At 54.0% G+C, this 24,217-nt stretch carries 35 protein-coding genes; 13 read left to right on the forward strand and 22 right to left on the reverse strand.

The features are described 5' to 3' along the window. Window positions 1-10: 10 nt before the first annotated feature. The 5 genes from VGA14_RS06555 to VGA14_RS06575 form a co-directional block, all read right to left on the reverse strand. The gene (locus tag VGA14_RS06555) at window positions 11-871 is read right to left on the reverse strand and encodes a GNAT family N-acetyltransferase (RefSeq protein ID WP_331002986.1); all 861 of its coding nucleotides are present in this window, start codon (window positions 869-871) and stop codon (window positions 11-13) included. Further along, window positions 862-1,539 (reverse strand): hypothetical protein, encoded by a 678-nt coding sequence (locus VGA14_RS06560; RefSeq protein ID WP_331002952.1) that lies wholly within the window; start codon window positions 1,537-1,539, stop codon window positions 862-864. Before VGA14_RS06560 ends, VGA14_RS06555 begins: the two co-directional genes overlap by 10 nt. A 2-nt stretch (window positions 1,540-1,541) precedes the next feature. Beyond that, window positions 1,542-2,072: a dCMP deaminase family protein gene (locus tag VGA14_RS06565; RefSeq protein ID WP_331002953.1), complete on the reverse strand. Its 531-nt coding sequence runs from the start codon at window positions 2,070-2,072 to the stop codon at window positions 1,542-1,544. Window positions 2,073-2,106: 34 nt separating this feature from the next. Further along, complete coding sequence (locus tag VGA14_RS06570; RefSeq protein ID WP_331002954.1) at window positions 2,107-2,589, reverse strand: universal stress protein; 483 nt, start codon at window positions 2,587-2,589, stop codon at window positions 2,107-2,109. A 160-nt stretch (window positions 2,590-2,749) separates the two neighbouring features. After that, complete coding sequence (locus VGA14_RS06575) at window positions 2,750-2,875, reverse strand: hypothetical protein (RefSeq protein WP_331002955.1); 126 nt, start codon at window positions 2,873-2,875, stop codon at window positions 2,750-2,752. Window positions 2,876-3,251: 376 nt separating this feature from the next. Here VGA14_RS06575 and polX point away from each other — a divergent pair, with 376 nt between their 5' ends. Continuing rightward, window positions 3,252-4,982, forward strand: coding sequence for a DNA polymerase/3'-5' exonuclease PolX (gene polX / locus VGA14_RS06580; protein WP_331002956.1), 1,731 nt, complete (start codon window positions 3,252-3,254; stop codon window positions 4,980-4,982). A 31-nt stretch (window positions 4,983-5,013) separates the two neighbouring features. Continuing rightward, entirely contained in the window at window positions 5,014-5,568 is a 555-nt protein-coding gene (locus VGA14_RS06585; RefSeq protein WP_331002957.1) for a hypothetical protein, read from the forward strand. On the opposite strand, the gene VGA14_RS06590 is transcribed toward VGA14_RS06585, so the two are convergent. Both VGA14_RS06590 and VGA14_RS06595 read right to left on the reverse strand, forming a co-directional pair. Then, the gene (locus VGA14_RS06590; RefSeq protein WP_331002958.1) at window positions 5,560-6,705 is read right to left on the reverse strand and encodes an FAD/NAD(P)-binding oxidoreductase; all 1,146 of its coding nucleotides are present in this window, start codon (window positions 6,703-6,705) and stop codon (window positions 5,560-5,562) included. The two genes, VGA14_RS06585 and VGA14_RS06590, sit on opposite strands and share 9 nt — an antisense overlap. 38 nt (window positions 6,706-6,743) lie before the next feature. Beyond that, window positions 6,744-7,484 (reverse strand): SDR family oxidoreductase, encoded by a 741-nt coding sequence (locus VGA14_RS06595; RefSeq protein WP_331002959.1) that lies wholly within the window; start codon window positions 7,482-7,484, stop codon window positions 6,744-6,746. 77 nt (window positions 7,485-7,561) lie between these two features. On the opposite strand from VGA14_RS06595, the gene VGA14_RS06600 reads away from it, so the two are divergent. Beyond that, entirely contained in the window at window positions 7,562-7,747 is a 186-nt protein-coding gene (locus tag VGA14_RS06600; protein ID WP_331002960.1) for a hypothetical protein, read from the forward strand. 133 nt (window positions 7,748-7,880) lie between these two features. On the opposite strand, the gene VGA14_RS06605 is transcribed toward VGA14_RS06600, so the two are convergent. After that, a complete protein-coding gene (locus tag VGA14_RS06605) occupies window positions 7,881-8,165 on the reverse strand; it encodes a hypothetical protein (protein WP_331002961.1) in 285 nt (94 codons plus the stop codon). 33 nt (window positions 8,166-8,198) lie between these two features. Next, entirely contained in the window at window positions 8,199-8,765 is a 567-nt protein-coding gene (locus VGA14_RS06610; RefSeq protein ID WP_331002962.1) for a hypothetical protein, read from the reverse strand. A gap of 76 nt (window positions 8,766-8,841) precedes the next feature. On the opposite strand from VGA14_RS06610, the gene glnA reads away from it, so the two are divergent. Continuing rightward, the gene (gene glnA, locus VGA14_RS06615; protein ID WP_349257148.1) at window positions 8,842-10,308 is read left to right on the forward strand and encodes a type I glutamate--ammonia ligase; all 1,467 of its coding nucleotides are present in this window, start codon (window positions 8,842-8,844) and stop codon (window positions 10,306-10,308) included. On the opposite strand, the gene VGA14_RS06620 is transcribed toward glnA, so the two are convergent. The 3 genes from VGA14_RS06620 to VGA14_RS06630 all read right to left on the reverse strand — a co-directional run bounded on the left by VGA14_RS06620 (window position 10,305) and on the right by VGA14_RS06630 (window position 11,236). Further along, window positions 10,305-10,556 (reverse strand): hypothetical protein, encoded by a 252-nt coding sequence (locus VGA14_RS06620; RefSeq protein WP_331002964.1) that lies wholly within the window; start codon window positions 10,554-10,556, stop codon window positions 10,305-10,307. The genes glnA and VGA14_RS06620 overlap by 4 nt on opposite strands. Then, entirely contained in the window at window positions 10,556-10,834 is a 279-nt protein-coding gene (locus VGA14_RS06625; RefSeq protein WP_331002965.1) for a peptidylprolyl isomerase, read from the reverse strand. The genes VGA14_RS06620 and VGA14_RS06625 overlap by 1 nt, the downstream gene beginning before the upstream one ends. A 240-nt stretch (window positions 10,835-11,074) precedes the next feature. After that, window positions 11,075-11,236, reverse strand: a complete 162-nt coding sequence (locus tag VGA14_RS06630; RefSeq protein WP_331002966.1) for a hypothetical protein — start codon at window positions 11,234-11,236, stop codon at window positions 11,075-11,077. 368 nt (window positions 11,237-11,604) lie between these two features. On the opposite strand from VGA14_RS06630, the gene VGA14_RS06635 reads away from it, so the two are divergent. Continuing rightward, window positions 11,605-11,898 (forward strand): hypothetical protein, encoded by a 294-nt coding sequence (locus VGA14_RS06635; RefSeq protein WP_331002967.1) that lies wholly within the window; start codon window positions 11,605-11,607, stop codon window positions 11,896-11,898. Between the two features lie 25 nt (window positions 11,899-11,923). Further along, window positions 11,924-12,046, forward strand: a complete 123-nt coding sequence (locus VGA14_RS06640; protein WP_331002968.1) for a hypothetical protein — start codon at window positions 11,924-11,926, stop codon at window positions 12,044-12,046. Here VGA14_RS06640 and VGA14_RS06645 read toward each other — a convergent pair. Beyond that, the gene (locus VGA14_RS06645; RefSeq protein ID WP_331002969.1) at window positions 12,039-12,602 is read right to left on the reverse strand and encodes an HD domain-containing protein; all 564 of its coding nucleotides are present in this window, start codon (window positions 12,600-12,602) and stop codon (window positions 12,039-12,041) included. The two genes, VGA14_RS06640 and VGA14_RS06645, sit on opposite strands and share 8 nt — an antisense overlap. A 75-nt stretch (window positions 12,603-12,677) precedes the next feature. Here VGA14_RS06645 and VGA14_RS06650 point away from each other — a divergent pair, with 75 nt between their 5' ends. The 3 genes from VGA14_RS06650 to cobM are packed head-to-tail and all read left to right on the forward strand — an operon-like array spanning window position 12,678 to window position 14,782. Next, window positions 12,678-13,262, forward strand: a complete 585-nt coding sequence (locus VGA14_RS06650) for a ferredoxin (protein WP_331002970.1) — start codon at window positions 12,678-12,680, stop codon at window positions 13,260-13,262. Between the two features lie 31 nt (window positions 13,263-13,293). Beyond that, the gene (gene cobI / locus VGA14_RS06655) at window positions 13,294-14,022 is read left to right on the forward strand and encodes a precorrin-2 C(20)-methyltransferase (RefSeq protein WP_331002971.1); all 729 of its coding nucleotides are present in this window, start codon (window positions 13,294-13,296) and stop codon (window positions 14,020-14,022) included. Next, complete coding sequence (gene cobM, locus VGA14_RS06660; RefSeq protein ID WP_331002972.1) at window positions 14,009-14,782, forward strand: precorrin-4 C(11)-methyltransferase; 774 nt, start codon at window positions 14,009-14,011, stop codon at window positions 14,780-14,782. Before cobI ends, cobM begins: the two co-directional genes overlap by 14 nt. Before the next feature lie 34 nt (window positions 14,783-14,816). On the opposite strand, the gene VGA14_RS06665 is transcribed toward cobM, so the two are convergent. The 3 genes from VGA14_RS06665 to VGA14_RS06675 form a co-directional block, all read right to left on the reverse strand. Beyond that, window positions 14,817-15,035 (reverse strand): hypothetical protein, encoded by a 219-nt coding sequence (locus tag VGA14_RS06665; RefSeq protein WP_331002973.1) that lies wholly within the window; start codon window positions 15,033-15,035, stop codon window positions 14,817-14,819. A gap of 6 nt (window positions 15,036-15,041) precedes the next feature. Further along, window positions 15,042-15,686 carry a hypothetical protein gene (locus VGA14_RS06670; protein WP_331002974.1) on the reverse strand — a complete coding sequence of 215 codons (645 nt, stop codon included), beginning with the start codon at window positions 15,684-15,686 and terminating at the stop codon, window positions 15,042-15,044. Window positions 15,687-15,783: 97 nt separating this feature from the next. Then, window positions 15,784-16,080 carry a hypothetical protein gene (locus VGA14_RS06675; protein ID WP_331002975.1) on the reverse strand — a complete coding sequence of 99 codons (297 nt, stop codon included), beginning with the start codon at window positions 16,078-16,080 and terminating at the stop codon, window positions 15,784-15,786. A gap of 55 nt (window positions 16,081-16,135) precedes the next feature. Between VGA14_RS06675 and VGA14_RS06680 the strand changes: the two genes are divergently transcribed. The 3 genes from VGA14_RS06680 (at window position 16,136) to murI (ending at window position 18,251) form a co-directional block, all read left to right on the forward strand. Next, window positions 16,136-16,699 carry a hypothetical protein gene (locus VGA14_RS06680; protein WP_331002976.1) on the forward strand — a complete coding sequence of 188 codons (564 nt, stop codon included), beginning with the start codon at window positions 16,136-16,138 and terminating at the stop codon, window positions 16,697-16,699. A 37-nt stretch (window positions 16,700-16,736) separates the two neighbouring features. Continuing rightward, on the forward strand, window positions 16,737-17,192 hold the full coding sequence (locus VGA14_RS06685; protein ID WP_331002977.1) for a hypothetical protein: 456 nt from the start codon (window positions 16,737-16,739) through the stop codon (window positions 17,190-17,192). Between the two features lie 258 nt (window positions 17,193-17,450). After that, window positions 17,451-18,251: a glutamate racemase gene (gene murI, locus VGA14_RS06690; RefSeq protein WP_331002978.1), complete on the forward strand. Its 801-nt coding sequence runs from the start codon at window positions 17,451-17,453 to the stop codon at window positions 18,249-18,251. 678 nt (window positions 18,252-18,929) lie between these two features. Here the strand turns inward: murI and VGA14_RS09640 are convergent. Together VGA14_RS09640 and VGA14_RS06695 are read right to left on the reverse strand one after the other, a co-directional pair. Continuing rightward, window positions 18,930-19,076, reverse strand: a complete 147-nt coding sequence (locus VGA14_RS09640; RefSeq protein ID WP_414690234.1) for a universal stress protein — start codon at window positions 19,074-19,076, stop codon at window positions 18,930-18,932. A gap of 27 nt (window positions 19,077-19,103) precedes the next feature. Beyond that, window positions 19,104-19,226, reverse strand: a complete 123-nt coding sequence (locus VGA14_RS06695) for a hypothetical protein (protein ID WP_331002979.1) — start codon at window positions 19,224-19,226, stop codon at window positions 19,104-19,106. Window positions 19,227-19,404: 178 nt separating this feature from the next. Between VGA14_RS06695 and uppS the strand changes: the two genes are divergently transcribed. Continuing rightward, on the forward strand, window positions 19,405-20,226 hold the full coding sequence (gene uppS, locus VGA14_RS06700; protein WP_331002980.1) for a polyprenyl diphosphate synthase: 822 nt from the start codon (window positions 19,405-19,407) through the stop codon (window positions 20,224-20,226). 160 nt (window positions 20,227-20,386) lie between these two features. On the opposite strand, the gene VGA14_RS06705 is transcribed toward uppS, so the two are convergent. From VGA14_RS06705 to VGA14_RS06720, 4 genes are all read right to left on the reverse strand, one after another. Next, entirely contained in the window at window positions 20,387-20,617 is a 231-nt protein-coding gene (locus VGA14_RS06705) for a hypothetical protein (protein ID WP_331002981.1), read from the reverse strand. A gap of 160 nt (window positions 20,618-20,777) precedes the next feature. After that, window positions 20,778-21,548 carry an NAD+ synthase gene (locus tag VGA14_RS06710; protein ID WP_331002982.1) on the reverse strand — a complete coding sequence of 257 codons (771 nt, stop codon included), beginning with the start codon at window positions 21,546-21,548 and terminating at the stop codon, window positions 20,778-20,780. 603 nt (window positions 21,549-22,151) lie between these two features. Then, complete coding sequence (locus tag VGA14_RS06715) at window positions 22,152-22,982, reverse strand: SDR family oxidoreductase (protein ID WP_331002983.1); 831 nt, start codon at window positions 22,980-22,982, stop codon at window positions 22,152-22,154. Window positions 22,983-23,009: 27 nt separating this feature from the next. Next, window positions 23,010-24,217 (reverse strand): AAA family ATPase (locus VGA14_RS06720; protein WP_331002984.1); only part of this gene is annotated, 1,208 nt, incomplete at its 5' end.

Consider the following 24,217-nt stretch of genomic DNA (forward strand, 5'->3'; position numbering starts at 1 on the left):
GCAAAACCATTCATTGCGTAAAAACTTTCTTGCTGTAGAGCAGGAATATTTCGGACTCTTCCATCTCGAATTTTTCCACGGCAGACGTCATTTTTTCGCTGTTGTGGCACAGGACGTGCAAGCGGGAATAGCCTTGCGCGTAGAGGTTTGCCGCAAAAGCCAGAAGGTCTCGCAGGGAACTTGCGGAACCCGGATCGAGGTAGACTATTTGCAGCACGTCGGGCTTGTCCCAGTAGCCTGCCTTGTTGAGGACTGCAAGCCCGTCCACCGGCCTGCCTGTCATCACGATGCGTCCGGCCGCGACAAGATGCTGCAGTGCTTTCCTGTCAAGGCGGTACCACTGCCACGAGCTGACGTAACGCCCGGCAGACAGCCTGTATGTGCTCGATTTCTTCAGGTATTCCCACGCCTCTGCAAGGTCTTGTTTTGCTGCGAAGCGGGCTTCTGTAGCGCGCTTTTTCGGCTTTTCGACTGTGCCGTAGTATGCCCAAGCCGATATCATAGAAAATCCGTTTCTTTCCATCATCCGCTGCGAAGGCACATTTTCCTGCGACACTATTGCTGACGCTTCCCTTGCGCCATTTTTGGCCGCCCAGCCAAGCATCTTATCCAGAAGCGCCGTCGCGACCTTGGCGCGCCTGAAATTGGGATGCACCCTCACGCCTTCGAGCCACGCGACGCCGCTCGGGCACATGCTGACGTGCGCAAGCGCTATCCTTCTTCCGCCAGACTCTCCCACAAAAAGCTTGCCATTCTTTCTGGCAATCCAGATGTTCCAGACGCGGTCGATATAGTCGCCCCACGAAAACGTGTCTGTGCAAAATCGCAGTATCTCCTCCCTGTCGGAGCCTTTGGCCGCCCTTATCCTGATGCCTGTTCCATCTCCTGCATCATGGTGGCTACAAACTGCTTCACTCCCGCTATCGACTCGAGCGCCGACGCAAGCGAGCTGGTCTCGTTAAAGATGGTCACCACGTACGAGCTTTCGTTGAACTGGCTCACGCGTATGTCGCTCCAGTCACTGTGGAAAAGCTCACCACCAGTCCTCGTAACAAGCTGTATCGCGTCCATGGGGTTCTTGTGTGCCACGAACTTGCCGGCAAGCGACGGGATGTTGTCTATGGAAGTCAGTTTTGAAAGCACGCGGTGGATGTCCGGGCTGCCGTTCACTATGCAATGTGACACGACCCTGACCACGCAAATGTCGTTTTCAGGGTCGATGTTGAGGCGCTCCTGGAGGCGGCCGGCGACAAAGCGCACGCAGGCAAGCGTCTCTGCATCCTGCTCCTGCAAGACATTTGGAAAACTCGTCACCTGCAGAATTCGAAATGGCAAAACATTGGACTGGACCGGCGCTATGCGAAAGCCCTCGCGGGAAAACGCGGTTGTGCCCTGCATGGGGTGCGTGCCATAGTCCCGCGCGACCTGATTTGCGGAGAAGCCCTCCGCGGCCGTAAAGGCGTCGTCCAACCGCTCGCTGTCAAGCACGGGCTTTTTGAAATACAGCTGGACGTTGAACTGTGTGATGTTGACTTGCATAGCTACTTGCTTACAGCCCTAGCAGAAGTCTCTGGGTCCTGCGGTATTATGGTCAGCCACGGCGTCAGCTTTTCGGGGTCTATTCTTACGAGATCTACGCCGGCATCGCGCAATAGCGACGTGCCGTCTTCCGGGTAGTCTGCAAGAACGACAATGCGCTTTATCCCCACGGTTATCGTCATCTTGCTGCACTCGATGCAGGGCGCAAACGTCGAGTAAAGCGTCGCGCCTCTCGTGCTGCCCGCGTTGCCAAACAGCGCGCACTGCATTATCGCGTTTGCCTCGGCGTGCGTGCACAGACAGCGCTCAAGGCTTTCGCCGGACTTGACCTCGCCCCTCACGCGCGCCGCGCACCTCGGGCAGCCGCCCTCAAAGCAGTTGGTTACTCCCGGGGGAGTGCCGTTGTACCCGGTGGCTATTTGCCGGTTGTCCTTTACTATGACTGCGCCTATGTGCCGGGTTAGGCAGTTTGAGCGCAGCTTTGCTATCTCGGCCTGAAGCATAAAGTAGGTGTCCCAGTCGGGTCTTTGCATCCGCACTATCTGGGCAGGGTTGCTATAAAAGCTGTTAGTGAACTCTTAGCACGAGACACTTGGCTTTTTCCGACACCGTCCTGGAGACGCTGCCTATTGCCATCAGCTTTGAAAAGCCGAAAAGCCCGATGTTGTTGATCACGATGAGGTCCGCGTCCTCCTCTTCTGCTACGGCAAGTATTCTGTCCGGCGGGTGGCCCACTTCTACCCTCGTCTTTACCTCCACGCCCAAAACCTCTATCTCAGGTTTTTTTTCCGCAAGCATCTTCTGCGAGGTGAATTTCATGTCCTGATGGAGCTCCTTCCAGACCGCCACGACCGAGGTCTCCTCGCCTGTCCTAGTGGAGCGCATCCTGGATTCGAACATCATTGGCGGCAACGGTACTTCCTGAACAAGGTTAAGGAGCACCAGCTTGCCGGTCTTGGCCAGCTTGACAAGCGAGACTGCATGTTTCAACGCAGCCTCCGAAGGCTTTGATCCGTCTATGGAACGAGAATTTGCCGAAAAGTCACGCATGTAAATCAGTGTGAGTCGATATCTTTTGCCCGTATTCTTTGCAATACAGTGCACGGGCTACCTGGCGCGCCTGAACCTCTGCTCGTCCCGGGCTATGCGCAGGCCCAGCAGGCCGCAATAAAAGCAACGCCCGCGGTGCCGGCGATGGTGAGGGCCTCGGTCACTTTGCCCTCACTTCAAGGACTGGGAGCCCGCGCTTTCCCATCCTCCACGCAGCCTCCATCGCGGCCAGGGTGGCCGCAAACCCGATTGCCACGTATTCGATTGCTTCGATCATGTCGATCACGACATTACTATGCGAAGAAGAGAGATTAACCGTGCTAAAAGGCTGGCACGAGCTTTCAGAACAGCACCATACAGATCATTGCAGGATGCAGATGTCAGCGGCGCTTTTGCGCTATCATAAGCGCGCGCTACAAGTCAAGAACGCGTTTTATCAAGGGTAAAATCGCCCGGCCTGTATGCAAAGGCGACGACTTCACGGCATTGGAAGTGGTTACGGCATTTCCAACCAAGTCCCACTTCCCATGCTTTTTATCATGAATTGCGAACGGCTCAGAGCTAGAAAGCTGTCATCACCACCGTTCAGCAGTAAACAGCACATGTTCTAACAACACCCGGCAGATAAACGTTAAGAACACTTGTATTCGCATATACGGTACTTGACTAAAAACCAGCAGCTGGCAAAGGCACTCCGGGAGATAGGCTTTCTCACGGAAGTTGAAGGCGCCGCTAACGCCCAGTTCAAGTCCCGCGCCTACTACAGAGCAGCCGACAGCATCTACAGCCTTTCTGCAGATGTCGTCGAACTGTACAAGAAAGATGGCTTAAACGCATTGTTGAAGATGCCGGGCATAGGCAAGGCGATCTCCGGAAAAATCGAAGAGTTCATCGAGACTGGCTGCATTCACCAGCTTGAAGACTTGAAAAAACAGATACCGATAGACATCCACCAGATGAATTCTGTCGAGGGCATCGGACCCAAGACAGTCAAGGCCATCTACAACAAGCTGGGGGTGACGGACCTCGCGGGGCTTGAATCCGTTGCAAAAGAGGGCAGGCTAAAGACCGTGCCTGGAATTTCGGCAAAAAAGGAGCAGGAAATTCTAAAGAGGATAGAGTTTGCGAAAAAGAGAGAAGGGAGGCGCATAATAGGCGAGGCGTGGCCCCTCGCAAAAGGGATCGAGTCACGGCTCCAAAAGCTGGAGGGAGTCTTTGCCGCGGCGCTTGCCGGCTCTGCACGACGCATGAAAGAGACGGTGGGCGACCTTGACTTTCTCGTCGCCTCGGACGACGGCAGCGCAGTCATGGACTTTTTCACCAGGATGCCCGAGGTTGAGGAGGTAAAGAGCAGAGGCCCTGCAAAAGCGTTTGTCAGGCTGGAAGGCGGCATAGACGCCGACGTTCTGGTCGTCCCTGAAGAAAGCTGGGGGTCGGCGCTATTATATTTCACTGGGAGCAAGGACCACAATGTCGAGCTGCGCAAGATTGCCATCGAGAAAAAATTGAGGCTCAACGAGTGGGGCGTCTTTGAGGCGGGCACGGAAAAGAGGGTCGCCGGAACAAATGAAGAACAGGTCTACAGGGCGCTTGGCCTGCAGTGGATACCGCCAGAAATGCGGGAGAATGCCGGCGAAATACAGGCTGCCGCGAAAAACCAGATCCCCGACCTGATAGGGTACGGCAGCCTGAGGGGCGACCTGCAGGTGCACAGCAACAGCACCGACGGCACCGCGACAATAGAAGAGATGGCCCGCGCGGCAAAAGAATTCGGCCTTGACTACATCGCACTTACAGACCACACCAAGAGCTTGGCGATGGCCGGCGGCCTTGACGGCGACGAGCTGTTGGAGCAGGCAGGCGAGATTGCAGAGCTGAACGACAGGCTCGACGGCTTTCGTGTGCTTGCATCGGCTGAAGTGAACATCATGAAGGACGGCTTGCTTGACATACCCAATAACGTCCTTGACGAGCTGGACATCGTGGGTGCCGCCATCCACTCGAACTTTAACCTGCCAAAAGAGGAACAGACCGCGCGCCTTGTCAGGGCCGCGAGAAACCCGAGCGTGGACATCATATTCCACCCTACGGGTAGGCTCATCAACAGGCGCGAGGGCTACCCCGTCGATGTTGAAAAGCTCATAGAGACTGCGTGCGAAACCAATACGGTGCTAGAGATAGACGCGCACTATAACAGGCTGGACCTGAAGGACGAGTACGTGAGGCTTGCAGTGCAGAAAGAGGCAAAGCTGGTCATAGACTCTGACGCGCATCATCCTGTGCATTTTGCGTTTTTGCAGTTCGGAATAGGGCAGGCGAGGCGTGGGTGGGCAAAGTCTTCTGACATCCTCAACACACTTTGTGCCGGCGAGCTTCTCAAGGCAATCAAGTAAACATATATCCCTTTTTGCAATACCCTAGCCCGTGCGCTCCGCACTTGAAAAGGACGACCGCAGCGCGAGGAAGATCTACCTTGGCGTGTTCTACTTTTGCGCCATCGTGATGGCGTCCATCACATTTTACGCGCTGTACGTCAGCATCGAGGAATACCAGAAGACCGGCAAGGTCGTAATAGGCGAGGTGCTGGTCAACACCGAGTTCCCGCTCCCCGGCCTTGCCAAGCTGGTGACGTACCTCATGATAGTGTCAGTGGTAGGCTGGTACTGCGTCGTCAGGCTCGGGGGCGACAAGGTGAGCAGCATACCCAAGTGGGCCAAGGCTATACTCCAGCTGACAGTGCTTGCCATTGCGGTCGTCTCGCTTTACGAGTTTGTCTACAACTTTATCGTGTGGAACTCGCTGATAACCGCGGACGTGTTGCAGGGCGTTTTCAGGTTCGACGACATCAACGTGGAATACCCCAAGCCCGAGACGCCGTGGAACCTGGTGTTTGCGACCAAAATGTCGCTGGCAGCATTCCTCATATCGGCGCACGGCTTTTACACGATGTCCAAGCCAGAGAAAAAGGACCTACAGTAGCCACTCTCTCAGCCGGGTACGCTCAAAGTCGTGCTTTTTCTCAAAGTACTTTTCGGATGGCGCATCGAGCGTGAACACAGGGCCTGAGGTATTGTAAAAGTCTGCCTCGACGTAGCCGGCCATCCTGTTGCCGGCCTCGACGTAACAATAACCCTGCCCATTGTACGTGACTTGCGGCTGCCTACCGCTTATTTCGTCGATAATCTCTTGCGCCACCACCTTGGCCTCCCCTTCCGCAAAGATGCCGGCCTTCGGCATGGCAAGTTGGCCGATCTTTATCTCTGTCACGTCGCCTATGGCAAAGACGTTTTCAAACTGCGTCCTCAGCGTCTGTCTGTCTACGGGTATCCATTCGCCGGCCGCGAGGCCAGAGTTCTTGACTACGTCCGGCCCCCTGTGCGGCGGTATTCCCACAAGCACGTCATATCGTTCGCGCCTGCCGTTTTCAAACTCTATCTCGCCGTCCCTCACCAGCTTGGGCTTGCAGTTCGGGCTGAAGCGGATGCCGTATCTGCCTATCATGTCAACCACGTCGCTGCTGACCTTCGGACCTGCTACCGGCAGGGCGATGGGCGACGGGGCAAATACCTCCAGCTCGATGGCACCTCTTGTCCCGTTCCCCACAAGCATGTCGCTTATCATCATCGCAGCCTCGTAGGGCGCAGGCGGGCACTTGTAGGGTCCTCCCATAATGGAGATCACCACCCTGCCCTGCTTGAGCGCCAACAGTTTCTCCCTCAGCTGCGGCACCTGCTTTGGGTCATATAGGTTGAAGCCTCTACCCACAAAGCCTTCTATCCTTTCCGGCGCAAGCTCGGTTCCAAGGGCAACGACGAGGTAATCGTATTCTAGCCAGCCGTGTTCTTTGACCTCTACCCGGTCTTTGGCCACTTGTATCGTCGTGACCTCGTTGTTCAGGTACTCGATGCCTTTTGCGTTCAGGCTAGCAAGGGAAGTTTGTGAGTCTTCCAGTTTCCTTGTCCCGTTCAGCACCCACAGCTTGACAAGCCCCATCATGAACTCTTTTTTGCGGTCAACGATGATGATGCGGTGCTCCTGTCCAATGTTCTTGCGCAGCATGGTTGCGCAGGCAAGGCCGCCAAAGCCTGCCCCGAGTATCACTATGCGTTTGCCCATGACATTTGACGGTCGTTGCGGAGTAAAAAATCTAGTGGTTAGCGTTCCTGTGTCGTCGGCCTAATCAGGATCTCGTTCACGTTCATGTGCGCAGGCGACTCGACCGCGAACAGGATGGCATTTGCAATGTCCTCCGCCTTCAGCGCCACCATGTGTTTCGCGGATTCGACAAACTTGGTAAGAGACGCGTCTGTAATGGTGTTGTTTATCTCTGTGTCGACAACTCCCGGCTCGATGCATGTGACGCGGATGTTTGAGTGCTGGCTGAACTCCTGCCGCAACCCTTCCGAAAAAGCGGTAACCGCGTGCTTGGTTGCGCAGTAGACGCTACCGGCCGGGAAAACAATCCTGCCTGCTATCGACGACATGTTGACAATGTGGCCTGATTTCTTTGCGACCATATGAGGTATCACGGCGCCAGTACAGTACAGCACGCCCTTGATGTTGACGTCTATCATCTGGTCCCACTCGCTCACCTTGAGATTCTTGAAAAAGCTTAGCGGCATCAGCCCTGCGTTATTGACGAGAATGTCTGCAGAGCCCCACTTCTTGACTGCAGCCTCGGCAAAGGAGTCGCATTCAGCCTTTTTCGTGACATCAAGTTTTTGGACAATTATCTCGCCCCCGCTCTTCTCTATTTCCTGGTTGAGCGATTCCAGCCTGTCCGTGCGCCTTGCGCCCGCGGCCACCTTGGCGCCGGCGCGGGAAAGCGCAAGCGCGACGGCGTGGCCTATGCCGCTGCTCGCCCCGGTGACCAGTGCGACCTTGCCCTTTATCATGGCCGTAGAATTTGTTTGCGTCGTAATATGTCTTTGTCTTTGCAAAACTTAAGTAGAAAGACGCCGTTACCATTTCGATGAGCTTGGATGATGGGGACGAGCTTGCCTACTTGTGGACCAAGGTCAAGTTCGTGCAAAAGTACATGAGCGCCAACAATTGCTCTTTTGACGTAGCGGAGCAGGAGTTCCGCCGGTGGATAGACGGCCTTATGGACAGTAGAATAGAGCTTTCAAACCACATGCTAAACGCGTCGAACAGCTGATAAATCGGGCCGCTGTCCGGCCTAGCCGAGCAACTCTGGAGGACGTCCCAAGCCTCTCAAGGAATCTGAGCATGTAGCCAAAGAGGATGTGTATGTCATGCTGGCCGACGGCGACCGTGCCAGAAGCTGAAATTTACGCGTTCTGTTTCTCCTCGGCCTGGAGCTTTTGCTTCCGGGCCATGAAGAGCAGCAGCCCGCCGAACATGGCAAGAATGACTGCTATGCCCTGCGCGCCGCCCAGGGGGACAAGGGTAAAGTAAGCTACCGAAAACGCAATGCAGACGGTGGCTTGGGCGATGTAGGTGTAGAGCTGCTTCATGCCAGTCTTTTTCGCCGTCAACCCTATTGCGAAAAACGCCGCAGTGGGGTAGATGGTGTACAGCACAAAGTCGACAATGTCAACGCCGTTGTGCGTCAAGCATGCTCCAATAGCCGAGATCGGTATTTAATTTTACAGCTGGGCGTGCACCTGTACCACGACGCCGGCCTTGACGAGCGACCGGGCGTTTTCGAGCGGGAGTGTGGCGACGTCTTCCTGCTGGAAGGGGCCGTACTTGCTCATGTCAACTCCGATGAACTGTGCCATCGGCTTTACGAAACGGACTATGACGCGCTTTTCGCGCATCCTCGCCGATATGGCTTCGAGCACCTTTGGGCGCCCCCGGCTTGCGGCCGCCACAACCTCGCCCATGCGGTTTTCAGACTCGCTCTTGCCGTCGAGCACGTATTTCTCCTCGTCTGTCAGCCGGGAATAGTCGACCGGTTCGGAACCGGCCTGCGCCTTTCTTTGCCTCATTCCCACAAGCAGCCGCGCAGACGACGACATCAGCTCCACCATCCTGTCGCGCACTTTTGCCTCCATCCCCTCAAAGCCCTGCCCTTTCAGGCTGCCAAGCGACGAGGCTATCTTCTGGTAGATGTCAGGCTCGACTTCCTGCAGGCTCGAAGATTCCACTTCCCGGCGCAAAAGCTCGCAGACATCCTTCAGTGAAATGCCGCCGTCGTTTTGCTCGCTCATTTTTTTATCGCCGGATCATGTCCGAATAACCTTAAAGTATAGGGTTTTCGTGTCCTACTGCGAGAGGTTAACCAGGTTGCCTTATAAATTGATTGACGGGAAGATCGAGCCCCTTACATTCACGGCCCAAGAGGTCACGCGCCGGCTCAAGGAGGACTGCATCAAGTTCCTCGACCTCCAGTTCACCGGGCTCTTCGGCAGGTTCCACCACACCACGATGGATGCCAAGATGTTCCGCATCGAGGATTTCGAGGACGGTCTGCCCAAGCTGGACGGCTCGTCAATCCGCGGTTTCACTGAAATCCACGAGTCAGACCTGATAATCAGGCCGGACCCTGCCACTTATGCCACCATACCATGGATAGAGAAGGCGCCAACGGCCAGGCTCATCTGCGACATCTTGAGCGGTGGCTCGGAGCGGGACGTTTTCCCCCGCGACCCGAGAGGCCTCGCTAGAAAGGCCGGGCGCTACACCGAAGAGCAAGGGTATGACACCTCTTACTGGGGGCCGGAAGTAGAGTTTTTCGTCTTTGACAAGCTTGAGGTGGACACCATGACGCCGTACCGGGGACAGAGCTACCGCATCACGTCAAGGGAAGCTCCCTGGTCGACTGACAACGTCGGCTACACGCTCCGGCTAAAGGAGGGATACCTGCCGAGCGCGCCAGGCGACACGCTCATGGAATACAGAAACGAGTGCGTCGATGTCCTCACCAACAACTTTGGCATAGTGTGCGACGCGCATCACCACGAGGTCGCGACGGCGGGGCAGTGCGAGATAGACATCCGCTTTGACACACTTATGAACGCGGCCGACGGCGTCCAGAGCTACAAGTACATCGTCAAGAACATCGCGCAAAAGAGAGGCATGATGGCGACTATGATGCCAAAGCCAATCGCCCTTGACAACGGCTCTGGAATGCACGTTAACGTCAGCCTCTGGAACAAGGGCAAGAACTTGTTTTACGACCAGGACGACGATTACGCGGAAATGTCGCAGACGGCGCGGTATTTCGGAGGGGGCATAATGGAGCACGCGCAGGCGCTGGCTGCAATCGTGGCACCGACAACAAACTCGTACCGCAGGCTAGTGCCCGGCTATGAGGCGCCCGTTTATGTCGCGTGGAGCACCGGCAACAGGTCTGCAATAATCAGGATACCGGCGCACTACAAAGGCAAGAAATTTGCAAACTTGAAGCGTATTGAATTCCGCGCGCCGGACCCGTCGTGCAATCCGTACCTTGCCTTTTCTGCGATAATGGCCGCAGGCCTTGACGGCATCAAGAAAAAGCGCGACGTAGGCGACCCTGTCAAGGAGGACATCTTCAAGATGACGCCCAAGCGTAGGCGCGAACTTGGCATTACACAATTGCCAGCATCGCTCAGGGATGCGTACGAGGCGCTTGAAAGCAACAGCGCGTTCTTGAAGCCGGTGTTTGACGAGTTGACGATAGAAAAGATAATCGAGCACGAGCATGCCGAGCACGTCGAGGTCACCGTGAGGCCGCACCCCCACGAGTTCTCCATGTACGCCGACGTCTAGTACTTCCACTCGCCGGAGATGCTGTTCCACCAGGAGCGGTAGGGCCGGGCGTCCTCGCCTATCTCGCCCTGTATCCTGTTCTCTATTGCAAAGAACATGTTCTCCGTTGCGTCGGCCCCGCTGTCGGCTGCCAATTCTTTTCCAATTTCCGCGATCCTGTTTTTCCTTGCGGCAAGCTCGGGCGAGTCTGGCTGCTGTATGCATGCAGTCAGCAGATCGTACAGTTCCTCTTCAAGGTAGGCGTCCATCAGTCAACCCTCTTTATAATGTGGTAGCCAAACTCGGTCTTGACCGGCTCTGAAGTCTGCCCCTTTTCGAGCTTGAACGCTGCTTGCTCAAACGGCTTGACCATCATGCCCCGCGTAAAGTAGCCAAGGTCACCTCCGCGCTTGCCAGAGCCCCTATCTATTGAAAGCTCCTGCGCAAGCTTTGAGAAGCTCTCCCACTTTTTCAGCCGGTCAAGTATCGCAAATGCCTCGCTTTGCTTTTGCACCAGTATGTGCGAGCACTTGATCTTGTTTGACATGACAGAACCGGGCGCTCCGGCCGGAATTAACCTTTGCTATACTCTGAAAAACTGGCATCGATGAAGGGCGAGTCATACCACAATCATCTCAATGTTCCCGTCTTCGGTTCCGGTCATTCTAAATTCTGCAAAGACAGGAGAGGCATTGCCCAGCCTTTCGATCTCCTCTGGGTCTGTTCGAAGAAACGATTGAGCCAACCTTGTCTATAAATACTATAAAGTGTAGGCTACGGGGATGCTTTACTGCAACTGGAAGGCATCAGGTCCGTCGGAAAAGTCAGCGACGTATCTATCTTGCATTACTCCAAGGTCGCGCGTACCTTTGTGAGTAAAGTCGTACGTTACGTCTGACAGCGGTTCGCCAGTGCCAGAGTCGGTTATTAGTATTTCAAATTCTGCCAAGGGTTGACTTTTCAACTTGTAAGTGTCCCACGCAAGATGGACAGTGAAAGGCTTTGCTGATGTCACTTGTATTTCCAAAGCGTTTGTCTCAAATAGCGTCCACGCATTCCTTCCAGCCTTCTATGTTTCCCTCACTAAATGTTGGGCTGTATCCGCCACTAGTAATTACCGATAGGCCCCCATTGGTCGTAGAAAATTGGACAACAGATAATACTATGCGGATGCAACGACACCAATGGTTATCGCTATAATGCCGGTCCTCAATTTTCTGCTCTTGTCTGAAGAGTTATTCTCAGTTCAACCTATTCAGCCTTTATCGGCCCCGCCCGCCCGAAACTGTGATATAAGCGCCAAAAGATGTGCGTTTGATGTCCGACGACACGGCGGCCGCCGGCCCCATACCTTTTCCGACGCTCACAATCGTCTACGTTCCGGCTGAAGCGGCCTCGGTAGTCGAGGACGTGAGCCAGAAATACCCCAACATCACGGTCGAGGACTGCGTCGGCTTTTTCCACGGCGGACAGAAAAATTACAAAAAGATAACAATATGGAGCCAGGGCATCGATAGTTTATGGATGGATGCAGTGATTGCAAGGACAAAAGAGCTTGGCGGCGTCGAGTTCGTGACCGTCGTTTCCGGCGGCATGATGCACATACTGTGAAATACCGGTATTACGCAGTTAGCGCGTGGAAGACGACAAGATAAAGCGCTGCCCAATCTGCGGGTGCACCGAGCACAGGCTTGTCGGGTGCAACAGGCACTGGGGCAAGCACAAGCACGGCCCGGACGGCCGCTGCGTGCCTACTTGATCTCGTACAGCGCAACAGATAACTTGAACGCAAAGCGCTCATCAGTTTTCTGCGCAAGTGGGATGGTATGTTTTTGCGCCTCGTCCTTGAACCTGAGTGCCCGTTCGCGGTATGCATGGTTCTTCATGGCCCGGGCGATGTCCAGCTTTTCTGCCAGCTTTACGAGCCTTGCCTCCTTGGACTCTTTCGCAAGTTTTGCGTAGTATTCTTCAGGTCCGGCTTCGGCCGGCTTTGGGTCCGCCGCGGCGCGCACGATGCTCGCAATATTGTCGCCGCACTCTTCCTTCACATCGCTTTCCGGCACGCTTTCAAGCGCGTCGTGTAGGAACGCCGCTGACACGAGCTCGGCGTCGCGCACCTGGAATTCGTCTGCAAGTATAAGCGCGACCCGGAGTGAGTGGTTGATGTGTGGCTCGTCCATGAACTTGCCCCTGTGCGCCCTATTTGCAAGCGCAAACGCCTTGGTCAGCTTGACAACGTCGTCCGTGTTGGTCTCGAAATGCTTGAGAAGGCGCGCAAATCCGGCCTTTGTAAAATCGTCAAACCCCACTTCCACACCCTCTTGTGAATACAGAGCCCTTATAATGATTCGGAAGAAAGCATAATAGTTCTTCGGCACGATTACCTTACATTGGTCGACAGCAAGGGCTACTACGCCACGCTTGGAGTGCATGAGAGGGCGAGCCACCATGAAATAAAGAAGGCGTACAGGCGCCTTGCCAGAAAATACCACCCGGACAGGAACGCCACCGTGTACGCGGAGGACATGATCAAAAAGATAAACGCCGCGTATGAGGTCTTGTCGGACGACCACAAGCGCGCCCAATATGACAAGACAGGCTTTGCAGACGCAAAGCAGGAAGCAGAGCCAGCGTACGACGTGAGCGAGCAGGCGTATGAGCCCGAGTACAGGGCCGAGCGGGTGAAGACCGCCAAGAAAGACACGGACTATTACAACGGGCCCACGTTCATCGAGACGCCAAAGAGCAGGTTCCACGTCATCGTCGAGCCGTCGCTGTGCATGGCGTTTGGCTCCTGCGAGACACTTGCGCCCAAGGTGTTTGTCGTCGAGAAGAACAAGCGAGTCAACCCAAAGGCGCGCGTAGAATCAGAGACCGGGGCGGACCTTGACACCATCTACGCGGCAGCGCAGACGTGCCCCACAAAGGCCATCAAGATTATCGACCGGTACACTGGCGAGCAGCTCTTCCCTTAGCCTTAAATTGCTGCGAGCGTGAGCAGTCCTCATGAAGCTTTACTGCGTCGGCTGCGGCCCCGGCGATCCTGAACTGCTGACTGTCAAGGCCGTCAACCTGATAAAGAGCGCGGAGGTGATATTTGCGCCGACCGCGAGGGAAGGCAAGCCCAGCATCGCGCTTTCAGTCGTCGAGAGATACATCGACAAGTCTGCAAAGACAACGAGCCTAGTTTTCCCGATGGTCAAGGACAAGGAGTCGCTCAAGGACTACTGGAAGCGCAACGCCGGCGAGATTGCAGACGCAGTCAGGGCGGGCAAGATGGTCGTTTACCTAACGGTGGGCGACCCTGCGCTGTACAGCACCTGGATCTACATCCAACGAGAGCTTGGGCACAGCCACCCTGACATAGAGGTAGAGATCGTGCCTGGCGTCACCTCGCTTTTTGCGATTGCCAACAAAGCTAGGATAAGCTTGGCGGAGGCCGACGAGACGGTGGCAATAGTGCCGGCGTGTTATGACCTGGAGCGCGTCAAAAAGGCGGCAAGTGCGTGCGACACCGTGATATTACTGAAAGACGGCCGGTACTTTGACAGCGTGATTGACATACTCGGGCAGGCGGGCTTTCCCGATGACGCATCCATTTCTATAGCGCAGGACATCTCAGTGCCCGAAAGTGAGATACTTGAGCAGAGCACTCTTGCAGAGCAGCGAGGCAAGAAGGGGCCGGCAGAAAAGTACTTTGCAATAATGGTGGCGAAAAAACATGCCAGAAGATAAGACTGTGTATTTCGTTGGCTCTGGGCCCGGCGACCCTGAACTAATAACGTTAAAGGCCAAAAAGCTTGTCGAGCAGGCCGATGTCATCATATATTCTGGCTCCCTTTTCAACCCAAAGAACCTGGAATATGCAAAAAAAGACGCGGAGATGTATGACGCGGCTGTCATCGACCGTGAGGAAATCTACCAGATACTGCGCGACGCAGCCCTTGAGGGCAAGCTTGCAGTTAGGTTCCACGACGGCGACCCCGCACTCTTCAGTACCATCCGCGAGCAGATAGACAAGCTCGAAGCTGACGGCATCGAGTGCAAGGTCGTGCCCGGCGTCACCGCCATCTTGGGCGCGGCAGCGGATTTGAGACTTGAACTGACACTGCCGGGCGTTACACAGACGCTCATAATCACCCGGGCAGAGCTGCGCACGCCCGTCCCCGAAAGGGAGTCGATTGCAGAGCTCGCAAAGCATGGCGCGACGATGGCGTTTTATCTGAGCGTGCATTTGATAGGCGATGTAGTTAAGGAATTGCTGAAGGGTGGAGCCTACACAAAGGATACGCCGGCGGCAGTCGTGTACAGGGCGACTTGGGATGATGAGAAGATAATCAGGGGCACGCTTTATGACATTGCGGAGAAAACAAAGAAGGAGAAGATAATCAAGACGGCGCTCATCATAGTTGGCAACGTGATTGCGCCCAAAAGGTACGAATATTCCAAGGTGTACGACGCCGGGTTTACCCACGGATACAGAAAAGCGAAATAGTGTGTTGGAAAAGAAATAGAAAAAGAAGTGAGGGCTATGACCTTTTTGCCCACACAGTCACGGTCACAGTCGATATCAGCGCGCCTGCCGCCCCGGTTATTGTGGCGAACACAATGCCTGGGTCGAGAGTCAGTGTCGGAAGCACCTCGATGAGCCACTGCGCGACTGAAGGCGATGCCAAGAACGCCATAAACCCTATCGCAAACCCGACTGCGCCGAACGCTGCAATTACTCCAACTCTTGATGACACCACAATCACCTACTGCTGATGCTCCTCAGAAAGGTTGTAGCCTGCCGATGGAATTGAGGGGAACCTGTCGTTCACTTTCTGTTCGGCTACGGCTGATGCCTCCATCATTATCTGGTCGATGTCTCCTCCTGAGGAGGTATTCATCTCGATGTTCAAGCTGCTTCCCTGTAGCGACTCCATGAGCACTCCATTGAGCACGTTCTGCATGTTTCCTATCTCGCCGTCTGCGCCCGGCAGGAATTGTGCGAGTCCTGGTTTTAGTCCCTTGATCTGGCCTATAGCTGGACCTAATAAAGCCATCACGTCGCCGAGGTCGTGTATTGTGTTAAGCCTCATCTGAACCTGCTCGAGTGCCAACTTGGCCTGATTAAGTGTCTTTGAAATCTTGCGCACTTGGGCAAGTTCGTTTGAAAGCGCCTTAGCCGCGTCGATGTCGTGCTTCTGCGTGGCTTCGACAACGCGCCTGAAAAGCGTGGCGTCTTTCGCGTTCATCTTGGTTATCATTGTGTCTAATTTTGATGTCTGGAGGTGAAGCTTGTTAACCGCGGTCTCGATCTGTGGCTTCAGAGGAACCTGCGGCCTGAGCGACTCTTTCAGCTTTTCGGATGTGCCGGCATGGCTCTGGTTATTCCAGTTTTTTTCAAACCCGGTCATGCCTTTGCATAAGAATTTGTGTTATTAATTCCGGGTGTATAATCTGGTGAACAATAAGGTCAGCTAATTGCAGCGATGGTGAGACGTGCGCTGATGTCTACTTCATCGGCAATTTCAGCACCTCTTTCATGGCGACAGAGCCCCACGCACCCATACCTCGACTCTGTCCCTCTTTTGCAGGTCCAATTATCTGGCTCACGGCAATGTCAGTTGCTGCCATTGGCGGCCATAGCATTGCGACGTACTCTCCGGGGTTGCCGGCCTTCTCGAGGCTTGCCATCTCCATGTTCTCTTTCGCAAAGCCAGCTGCGGCAAGCTGGTTTTTGACCGACTCCAAGAGATCGCGTTTCCCGTGTACAATGATGTAAATCTTTTTCATGCTGTCTATCTGCAACACGAAATTTCAACAGGGCTAGGACTATAAACATGTTAGCTATTTCTCTTTCCAATTGATTGTCGTCGACTCGCACATGGCAATGGTGCTTCCCGACGACATCGCAGAGCGCATATCAGAGTTTATTGCCGGCAAGCGCAGCTTTCCATTTGTCGAGAAGAATGAAACCATGTGCTTAATGTACCTGTACGGAAGGAGAAGTGGCATCAAAGACGGCGAAATCATGGAGGCAGCCGGGCTTGCCAAGCGCACCGCCAACCAGATGGCAGTGGACGTTGACGTTTATATGAACAGCTCGCAGGCCAATCTCGAAGCCGAACGTATCCGGGACAAATTCCTAAATCGTGGGCTCCAGCTTGCAGTCGAGAAAAAGCTTACCGACGATAGGCTTGTCGGCGACCCCACTATGTTGGCAGACTGCTTTGCGCAACACGTCGCCTTTTACAAACAGGACTACTTTTTTGGCCTATACGGCCCGCTAAAAGAAACCGAGCTGACAGCAGACATTAGGGGACCGCTCTTGGGCAGAATGGTGATGGTCTGCTATAACAAGAAAGGCGAGCAGGAACTTGGCGCGCATCCGCTTATGCCCGTGTACGTGTGGTTCAGGACAGGGTAAAGTAGCAATATATACAGAAAAACATCCCTTGCAGGCATTGCATGAAAAGCCTGCTCCAATGGTAAGGTTTTCCGAGTTTCTCGGAATCGGCTACTTTGGCGACGAAAAGCAAGACGTAATTGCGCCGATTTTCGACTCGCAACGCAACGCCGAAAAGGGTTGGGCAAGGGTCGCAGAGGCCAGACCTAGGTTCCACGCCGTTTTCGTGGAACACGAGTCAAAGTATGAGTTCATCGCCTACCCGCTTGAAATGGACGGGGGTAGGATAAACTATGTCTTGTACAGGTCGTTCTCAAGCTTGGGCAGCCTGAACAAGTTCAGGGCAATGCATGGTGGGCGCACGTTCATCAAGTTTGGCTGGCACGATCTGACCAAGTCGGAAAAATTCGACGTCATGGCGGGTTACGCAATAGTTGATGGCGTCGAGTTTATCGTCCCCAGCGATGTCAAGCCGGGTGCTCTTGTCGACAGGATAAGGAAAAACGAGCTATAGGCCCGGCAGGAAGTGATTTGAGAGTTGTTGGCAAATTTAAACAGTACGACTTGTGCCGGGCTCTGAAGGCTTCAGTCTCCTGTATCTGTAAAAATGACAACGCGGAATCTTTTTTTCTTTTGCTGCCACAATTGTTCCTCTCAATCCTGTCTAAGGCAGCTTCAAAGTCTTCCAGCGAGATCTTTGGTTTACTACCTTTTTTCTTGACCAGCCTCCTGATGTCTACGTTTATACCCCATTTGCTAGATAGCAATTGAGTTGACGAATAACCCTATAGCCGTGTTTGACTCGGGCATAGGATCGCTTTCCATAATCAAGGAGCTCCGGCGCGAGGTCCCCGCAGAGGACCTCTTGTACTTTGCCGACAGGGCCCACTTTCCGTACGGCTCCAAGTCGCACAGAGAGCTACACGAGATAATTGTTAACACCATAAACTACCTGAAGAGGTTCAAGCCAAAGCTGGTCGTGGTGGCGTCAAACACCCCTTCAGTGCAGGTGCTCGAAGAAGTAAAGAAAGCCGTGACCGGCGTCCCGATAATGGGCGTCAGGCCGCCACTCAAAGAGGCTGCAAGGATGACCCGGAAAAATCACATAGGGATACTGGCCACTGCCGGAACGGTGCACAGCAAGGAACTTGAAAACCAGATTGGAAGGGAGGTGCCGCAGCACATCCTCGTCACGAAATTCAACGCGTCGCCCATTGTGCAGCTCGTCGAAGAAGGAGTGCACCTACTAGACGAGCGTAGGACGTTTGACGTCATTTCAAGGGTTCTTGGCGACGGCGTCGGCGACAGGATTGACGTGATGACATTATCGAGCACGCACCTGCCATTTGTCAAGCGATACCTAAACGCGCTCCTGCCCACTGTTAAGTTCGTGGATCCTGCGCAGATGGTCGCCAAAGACGTGAAAAAATTTTTAAAGTTCAATAGGATGACCAAGAAGAGTGGCAGCGGGAAATTGCAGATAATGGTGTCAGATCGCAAGCGTGAGTTTGAAAGGTCGGTGCGGGCGATGGGCGTTAGGGAGCCGGTCGAAGAAGTGTTTCTCACGTTCTAGTTATGGTTACAGTAGGCCAGTGATGAGTAAATAATTAAAAAAATTATTGGCCTCTCCATTTTCCACTGGCGTACCGAAGAGGGTCGGGAACTCTCTGGCGCGGCTTGTCGATGTGGATGTTTAATATCTTGAGGTCCAGTCCATGATCATCGCAGATCTTGATGTTGAATTCGTCAAACGTCTTGTCGACGTCCGAGGTTATACCGTGAAGAATTTGTTGTCATGATCTTTCCTTGCAACTCGTGGTCCAAATGAAACAGACTTAACCAGAGATATAGTAGGTTAACGCAAAAGCAGCGGCAACGTTCCAAAGTTTGAGTACCGTTTTCAATAGACGAGAAGAAAACTAGGCATTGCGAAACGAAAGCCCCGAAACCTCGGGCCAGCATGACGATATCAAAGGAAATAGCTGAGAAGACGCGACTACGGGAATGAAGCAAAATGCGGAGGTTGAAGAACTGGCTAGGGGTGGCGTAGGGCCTGTGACTGCATAATGGTGGGGTCGCGGGCCGGTTGCAACCGCGCCGCCTGCGAGGGAGACTTTTGGTCGTGCTGTTGATAGCAGCTGAAAAACTGACGAGAAAAACCTCATTCAAAGCGCCCTGGTCCGCAAGACGTGCATTGGGCGGGCCTCGCGCGTCTATTTTACGACAAGGACAGGTATCTTGGCATTCTGCACTACTGACTGCGATATGGCTTGCCAAGCAGCAGCCTGCCTATCTTGCCCATGCCGTGGCTCCCGATGACGATGATGTCCGCGCCATTACCCCTGGCTACAGCCAGTGTCTTTTTCCGCGCGTCGCCTGTCTCCAGCAGCGTGTCTATCTTGAAATCGTATTTTGTGCTTGCCTCCTAAGCAAGGTCTGCAAGGAGCCTGCTCCCGGCGCTGATGTATGCCTTTTCCAGCTTTTCAAGCGTGGGCGGCGGGACCACGTGTACGGCAAGGAGCCGAGCGTCTGAGGACTTGCTTGGCAAGCCATATCGCAGTCATTAGCGCCCTTTTTGCGTGAACTGACTGATCCACTGCAACAAGGGTCGTGTAGGGCCTCTTCAACAGCCTTTCTTGCCAAAGAGCGATTATATTGTTGGCGCCTGCTTGAGAGAATTCGGTAGTATCTTAAAATAAATGTCAGATGACAGGAATCCTGTATAGATGGGGCTCAGCGAGGACTTCGACAGGGGAGGCAGGGCCGTCATGGACAGAGTGCTCCACGCAAGCCGCGTCTATTCCTATTACGAGCGCCGGCTCGAGTCAGAGATACTGAAATATCCGTTGCCAAACCACATCGCAATAATCCTTGACGGTAACAGGAGGTGGGCCCGATACCACTTTCTGGACAGCGAGCGGGGCCATCAGTATGGCGCCGACAGGGCCGAAGATTTGCTGAACTGGATCCACGACATCGGCGTCAAGATAACAACGCTCTATATCCTTTCCACGGAGAACCTAGATAGGGAGGACGAAGAGCTCCACAACATCTACTGCCTGCTTGAGATAAAGCTGAACAAGCTGTATAACGACGAGCGCGTCCACCGGCGCCAGATGAGGATAAAGGCGATAGGCGATAGGCACAAGCTGCCGCACAACCTGCAGGAGATCCTGACAAAGCTGGAAGAATCGACAGCAGAGTACAACAAGATGTTCCTGAACATCGCGATAGCGTACGGCGGCCAGAGGGAACTTGTGGACGCGGTGAAGAAAATAGCCAGAATGACAAAGATGGGCGAGATTGAAGTCGACAACATCAACGAGAAGACCATAGAGGCGTGTCTGTACACTTCCCACTTGCCGCAGTCATCGCCAGACCTGATACTCAGGACGTCTGGCGAAAAACGGCTGAGCGGGTTTTTGATATGGCAGAGCGCCTACAGCGAGCTGATGTTCATGGACGTTTTCTGGCCCGAGTTCCGAAAGATAGACCTGATGAGGGCGATAAGGACGTACCAGCGCAGGGTGCGCAGGTACGGAAGGTGAGCCAGTTGTTCTTCAAGGCAGTTCTCGAACAGCTCGCCTTCCGTAGAGTCTGGCTGCTGTATTGGAATTCTCTCAGTAAGGTCCGCTGCTCGGATACTACCAGGTTAGAACCTCAGATTGCAAACGGTCGTTTCAAACTCCGGCCCTGTTGGAATAACGTTCAGGTTTGGCCCCCCAAGTCAAGCGTTACGCTAGAGTCTCTAGGCATAAAGTCAGGGTTGGGCACGGGCATTCTTCCTTGGTCGCGTACGTCAAAGTTGGCGACGACTATGCGCTGCGGCTCGCAGTTTTCGATGGGACGCTTTCTCACGGCAAACGCCGCGGTGCTGCCTAGTGCAGACCTGCTGTTTTCTACCCTAGCAAGGAACCTGTTGCCTGTGTCTTCAAGCACGTGAGCCGTGAAATCACCTTCTGTATATGATGTGGCTGGAACCGTTCATGGTTGAAGGCTGGCATGGTATGGGAAAAGGACGCCTGCTGCCGCAAGCGCAATACCGCCAATTGTAGCAAGATGTAAAGTTTTTAACATGCGTCTATGACGCAGCTTGTTATTATGTGGTGCGAGCTGTAGGCGGCATGTTTCTCTTGTGAGTGCTTGCCTTGACGATCGACTCCACCTTTTTGACCTTTTTTAGAGAAATGCGCAGTTTCTTCGCGGCCTGCTGCGGTTTCATTTTCTTGTCTATCAGGCAGCAAAGAATGGGGTCCATGGTGTTGTAGTCCATGCCAAGCTCCTCCTCTGCGAGCTGTCCAGGCCACAGGTGGGGGCTGCTCTTCTTTTCAATGATTCCCCGCGGTACAGCAAGGTGTTTTGCCAGTTCCCTGACTTGCGTCTTGTAAAGGTCGGCAAGAGGCATTAGGTCGGAGCCGCCATCGCCATACTTTGTGAAATAACCAATCCAAATTTCGCTCTTGTCGCTTGTACCTATAACAAGAGAATTCCAAGAAGCTGCAAGGTAATACAGAATGCTCATTCGTATGCGGGCTGTCAGGTTCCCCCTTGTCTTGTCGTCTGCTGCTGGCAAAGCTTTGGAGTAGCTCTCCACTAAAGGATCGATGTTGATTATCTGGTACTTGACACCAAGGCTTGACGCGTGGCTAATTGCGTCAGATACATCGCCATCGGGAGTCGATGTTGTTGGAAGAATCAAGGCAGAGATCTTTCCTGTACCCACAGCGTTTGCGCATAGCTGTAGCGCCACAGCAGAGTCCAGACCTCCGCTTAATCCTATGACCAGTCCTTTAGCGCGGCTTGATGTAAGGTGATCGGAGATGAATCGCTGTATCTTGCTCGAAACCTTGGAGAAATCCTTTCGCAACAAGCCCGTTCCTGCTTGCTTCACAAGACCAACTCATCGAGGGTATATTTATTGATAATCTTGGTCGGCATAGAAGGCAAATTCAGAATGCCTGAATACAATCGTTGAGGTGGTATTATCATTACCAATGCTTGGAAGAGCCTCCATAGTCTTCCTTTTGTTTTCTCTTGGCAGCTCTGCCACGGCATACGCACAAAACGAGCCTGTTGCTGGTGACAAGTACAGCGTCAGAAATACGGGATTTTAAATACAGTTTCCTGGCTGCTGAAATAGTAAATCGATAGATGACATGCACGCCATAGTCGATCCAGCCGGTGCGGAATAAGATGTCGTTCCGAGCGCCGTGATGACGGTCCTGATAGATTGGCAGGCGGTAAGGCGAGACAGATACCATCATCATTTATTCAAACACAAACGCGGAAATGACGCTCGAGATGAGCTACCGCCACAGCGAACGTACTGGAGAAGCGACTGGAACGAACGTTGTACCAGAATTTCCTGTCTTGGTAGTGATGGCCACGGCGGTAAGCGCGATGGTAGTTGCTGCAACCGTAGCGGCAAGAAGGGGCTTGACGCGCAGTGCAGAGATCTGGGCTGCATCAAGAGTTAAGGCGTGATGGGCTTTAGACCGGTGAGCTCCTCACTCAGCTCCCACAGCTTCGCTGCTTGCTCATCATACGATGCATCGAAAGGTCTTTCCTGCCTTCTTTTTACGAAATACGCGCCAGTTACGCCTGCCACTTCATCGGACGAAGCTAGGTAAATGGCAGTGTCCGCGCCCTTTTCAGGCCCTATAAAGAACGCACCTGCAGCCCTCCACACCAGGCTGTAAATAGAACTGCCATGCACCAAGTTCGTCTTGACTGCGCCTGGGTGGAAGCAGTTTGCAGTCGCCTGCGTACCGGCAAGCCGCCTTGCCAGTTCGCGCGTAAACAAAATGTTTGCGAGCTTGGACTGGCTGTACGCTGAAATGCCGCTGTAGCGTCTCTTCTCAAACTGGATGTCGCCAAAGTCGATGTGTCCGCTCTCGTGCGCCATAGAGCTTGTTGTGATTATCCTTGACGAGGCGCTTGCCTTCAGCTTGTCAAGCAGTAAATTGGTCAAAAGAAATGGCGCAAGGTGGTTCACTGCAAACGTGTACTCGATGTCATCTACAGTCACTTTTCTCCCTGCAAGAAACACGCCGGCGTTGTTCAGCAGAACGTCGAGCCTGTCGTATCTCGACGAGAATTCCGCAGCCATCTTTCGCACCTCGGCCTGCGAAGAGAGGTCGGCCATAAAGTAAGACGCGCTATTGATCTCTTGCACTGCGCTTTCGCATTTTTCCCTACTTCTACCTACAATTATCACAGTCGCGCCAAGCTTTGATAATCCTCGCGCAATCTCCTTGCCTATTCCCGAGGTGGCTCCAGTTATCAGGCAGACCTTGCCTTGCATTGCGATTCAATGGTGCCCCTATATTATTTACCTGTAGTGGGACAGCGCCCGCCTTTCCTCTGGCCTCATCTCCTTCTGCGCCCTTATCTTCCTTATCGCCCCTTCTAGGTCGCCCATGCCTATGTGCGCCTCCGACGCGTGCTTTGCCGCCTCTTCCGGTGTAGGATACAGGGCAAGGTGCTTCTGCAGAACTAACGACACTGCCGTGTTTATGACCGCAGCCGTGTCCGCTCCGCTCAGCCCGTCGGTTACCTCGCCCAGCTTTTCGAAATCCGCGTCGTGCCCAAGCGGCACATTTTTTGCGTGTATCTCCAGTATCTTCTTCCTCGTCTTTGCGTCCGGGTTTGGCACCAGCACTATCCTGTCAAACCTCCCTGGCCTCATGAGTGCAGGGTCTATCATGTCCGGCCTGTTGGTAGCAGCAATCACCACGACTCCGTGGAGTTCGCTTATTCCGTCCATCTCTGTCAGGATCTGCGAGACTATCCTCTCGGTGCTCCCGCCACCTTCGCCCCTTGCGCTCGCTATGGCGTCTATCTCGTCAAAGAATATGACGCAGGGCGCGGCCTGCCTAGCGCGCCGAAACACCTCGCGGACGCCCCGCTCGGACTCGCCTATCCACTTGCTCAAAAGCTCGGGTCCGTTGACCTTGATAAAGTTCGCCTCAGATTCCGTGGCGACTGCCTTTGCGAGCATGGTTTTCCCGGTCCCCGACGGCCCGTGCAGGAGTATGCCCTTTGGTACCGCGTGGCCAAGCTTTGAATACAAATCAGGGTATTTCAGCGGCCACTCAACGGCCTCCTGCAGCTGGCGCTTGACTTCATCGAGGCCGCCGATATCTTGCCAGCTCACGTCCGGCGACTCTAGGAAAACCTCCCTCATAGCAGAGGGCATTACGTCCATTATTGCCTGATCAAAGTCTGCCTGCGTCACGATGAGCTTTTCGAGGCTTTCAGGTGACACCTTTTCCTCCTGTAGGTTGATTTCCGGCAGCAACCGCCGGAGGCAGCGCATAGCAGCTTCTTTGCACAGGTATTCAAGGTCCGCGCCCACAAAGCCATGCGTGACTGCCGATATCCTTGTTAGGTCTATGCCGGTTTCAAGTGGCATGTTGCGCGTGTGTATCTGCAGTATCTCCAGCCTGCCGCGCTTGTCCGGGACTTTGATTTCTATTTCGCGGTCAAACCTGCCGGGGCGCCTGAGCGCTGGGTCAAGGGCGTTTGGCCTGTTCGTGG

Origin of the sequence: Nitrososphaera sp. (assembly GCF_036397675.1) — an archaeon.
In the GTDB taxonomy this organism is placed as follows: Archaea; Thermoproteota; Nitrososphaeria; order Nitrososphaerales; family Nitrososphaeraceae; genus Nitrososphaera.

Coding starts and splice junctions, on each gene's coding strand:
- VGA14_RS06715 (WP_331002983.1), bottom strand. CDS start 22,982: ATGCAAGGCAAGGTCTGCCTGATAACTGGAGCCACCTCGGGAATAGGC.
- VGA14_RS06570 (WP_331002954.1), bottom strand. CDS start 2,589: ATGCGTGACTTTTCGGCAAATTCTCGTTCCATAGACGGATCAAAGCCT.
- VGA14_RS06610 (WP_331002962.1), bottom strand. CDS start 8,765: ATGAGCGAGCAAAACGACGGCGGCATTTCACTGAAGGATGTCTGCGAG.
- VGA14_RS06625 (WP_331002965.1), bottom strand. CDS start 10,834: ATGTCAAACAAGATCAAGTGCTCGCACATACTGGTGCAAAAGCAAAGC.
- VGA14_RS06670 (WP_331002974.1), bottom strand. CDS start 15,686: ATGACCGGGTTTGAAAAAAACTGGAATAACCAGAGCCATGCCGGCACA.
- VGA14_RS06595 (WP_331002959.1), bottom strand. CDS start 7,484: ATGATAAAGGGCAAGGTCGCACTGGTCACCGGGGCGAGCAGCGGCATA.
- VGA14_RS06635 (WP_331002967.1), top strand. CDS start 11,605: ATGTCCGACGACACGGCGGCCGCCGGCCCCATACCTTTTCCGACGCTC.
- VGA14_RS06600 (WP_331002960.1), top strand. CDS start 7,562: ATGAGCTTGGATGATGGGGACGAGCTTGCCTACTTGTGGACCAAGGTC.
- cobM (WP_331002972.1), top strand. CDS start 14,009: ATGCCAGAAGATAAGACTGTGTATTTCGTTGGCTCTGGGCCCGGCGAC.
- VGA14_RS06590 (WP_331002958.1), bottom strand. CDS start 6,705: ATGGGCAAACGCATAGTGATACTCGGGGCAGGCTTTGGCGGCCTTGCC.
- uppS (WP_331002980.1), top strand. CDS start 19,405: ATGGGGCTCAGCGAGGACTTCGACAGGGGAGGCAGGGCCGTCATGGAC.
- VGA14_RS06560 (WP_331002952.1), bottom strand. CDS start 1,539: ATGCAAGTCAACATCACACAGTTCAACGTCCAGCTGTATTTCAAAAAG.
- VGA14_RS06620 (WP_331002964.1), bottom strand. CDS start 10,556: ATGGACGCCTACCTTGAAGAGGAACTGTACGATCTGCTGACTGCATGC.
- cobI (WP_331002971.1), top strand. CDS start 13,294: ATGAAGCTTTACTGCGTCGGCTGCGGCCCCGGCGATCCTGAACTGCTG.
- VGA14_RS06565 (WP_331002953.1), bottom strand. CDS start 2,072: ATGCAAAGACCCGACTGGGACACCTACTTTATGCTTCAGGCCGAGATA.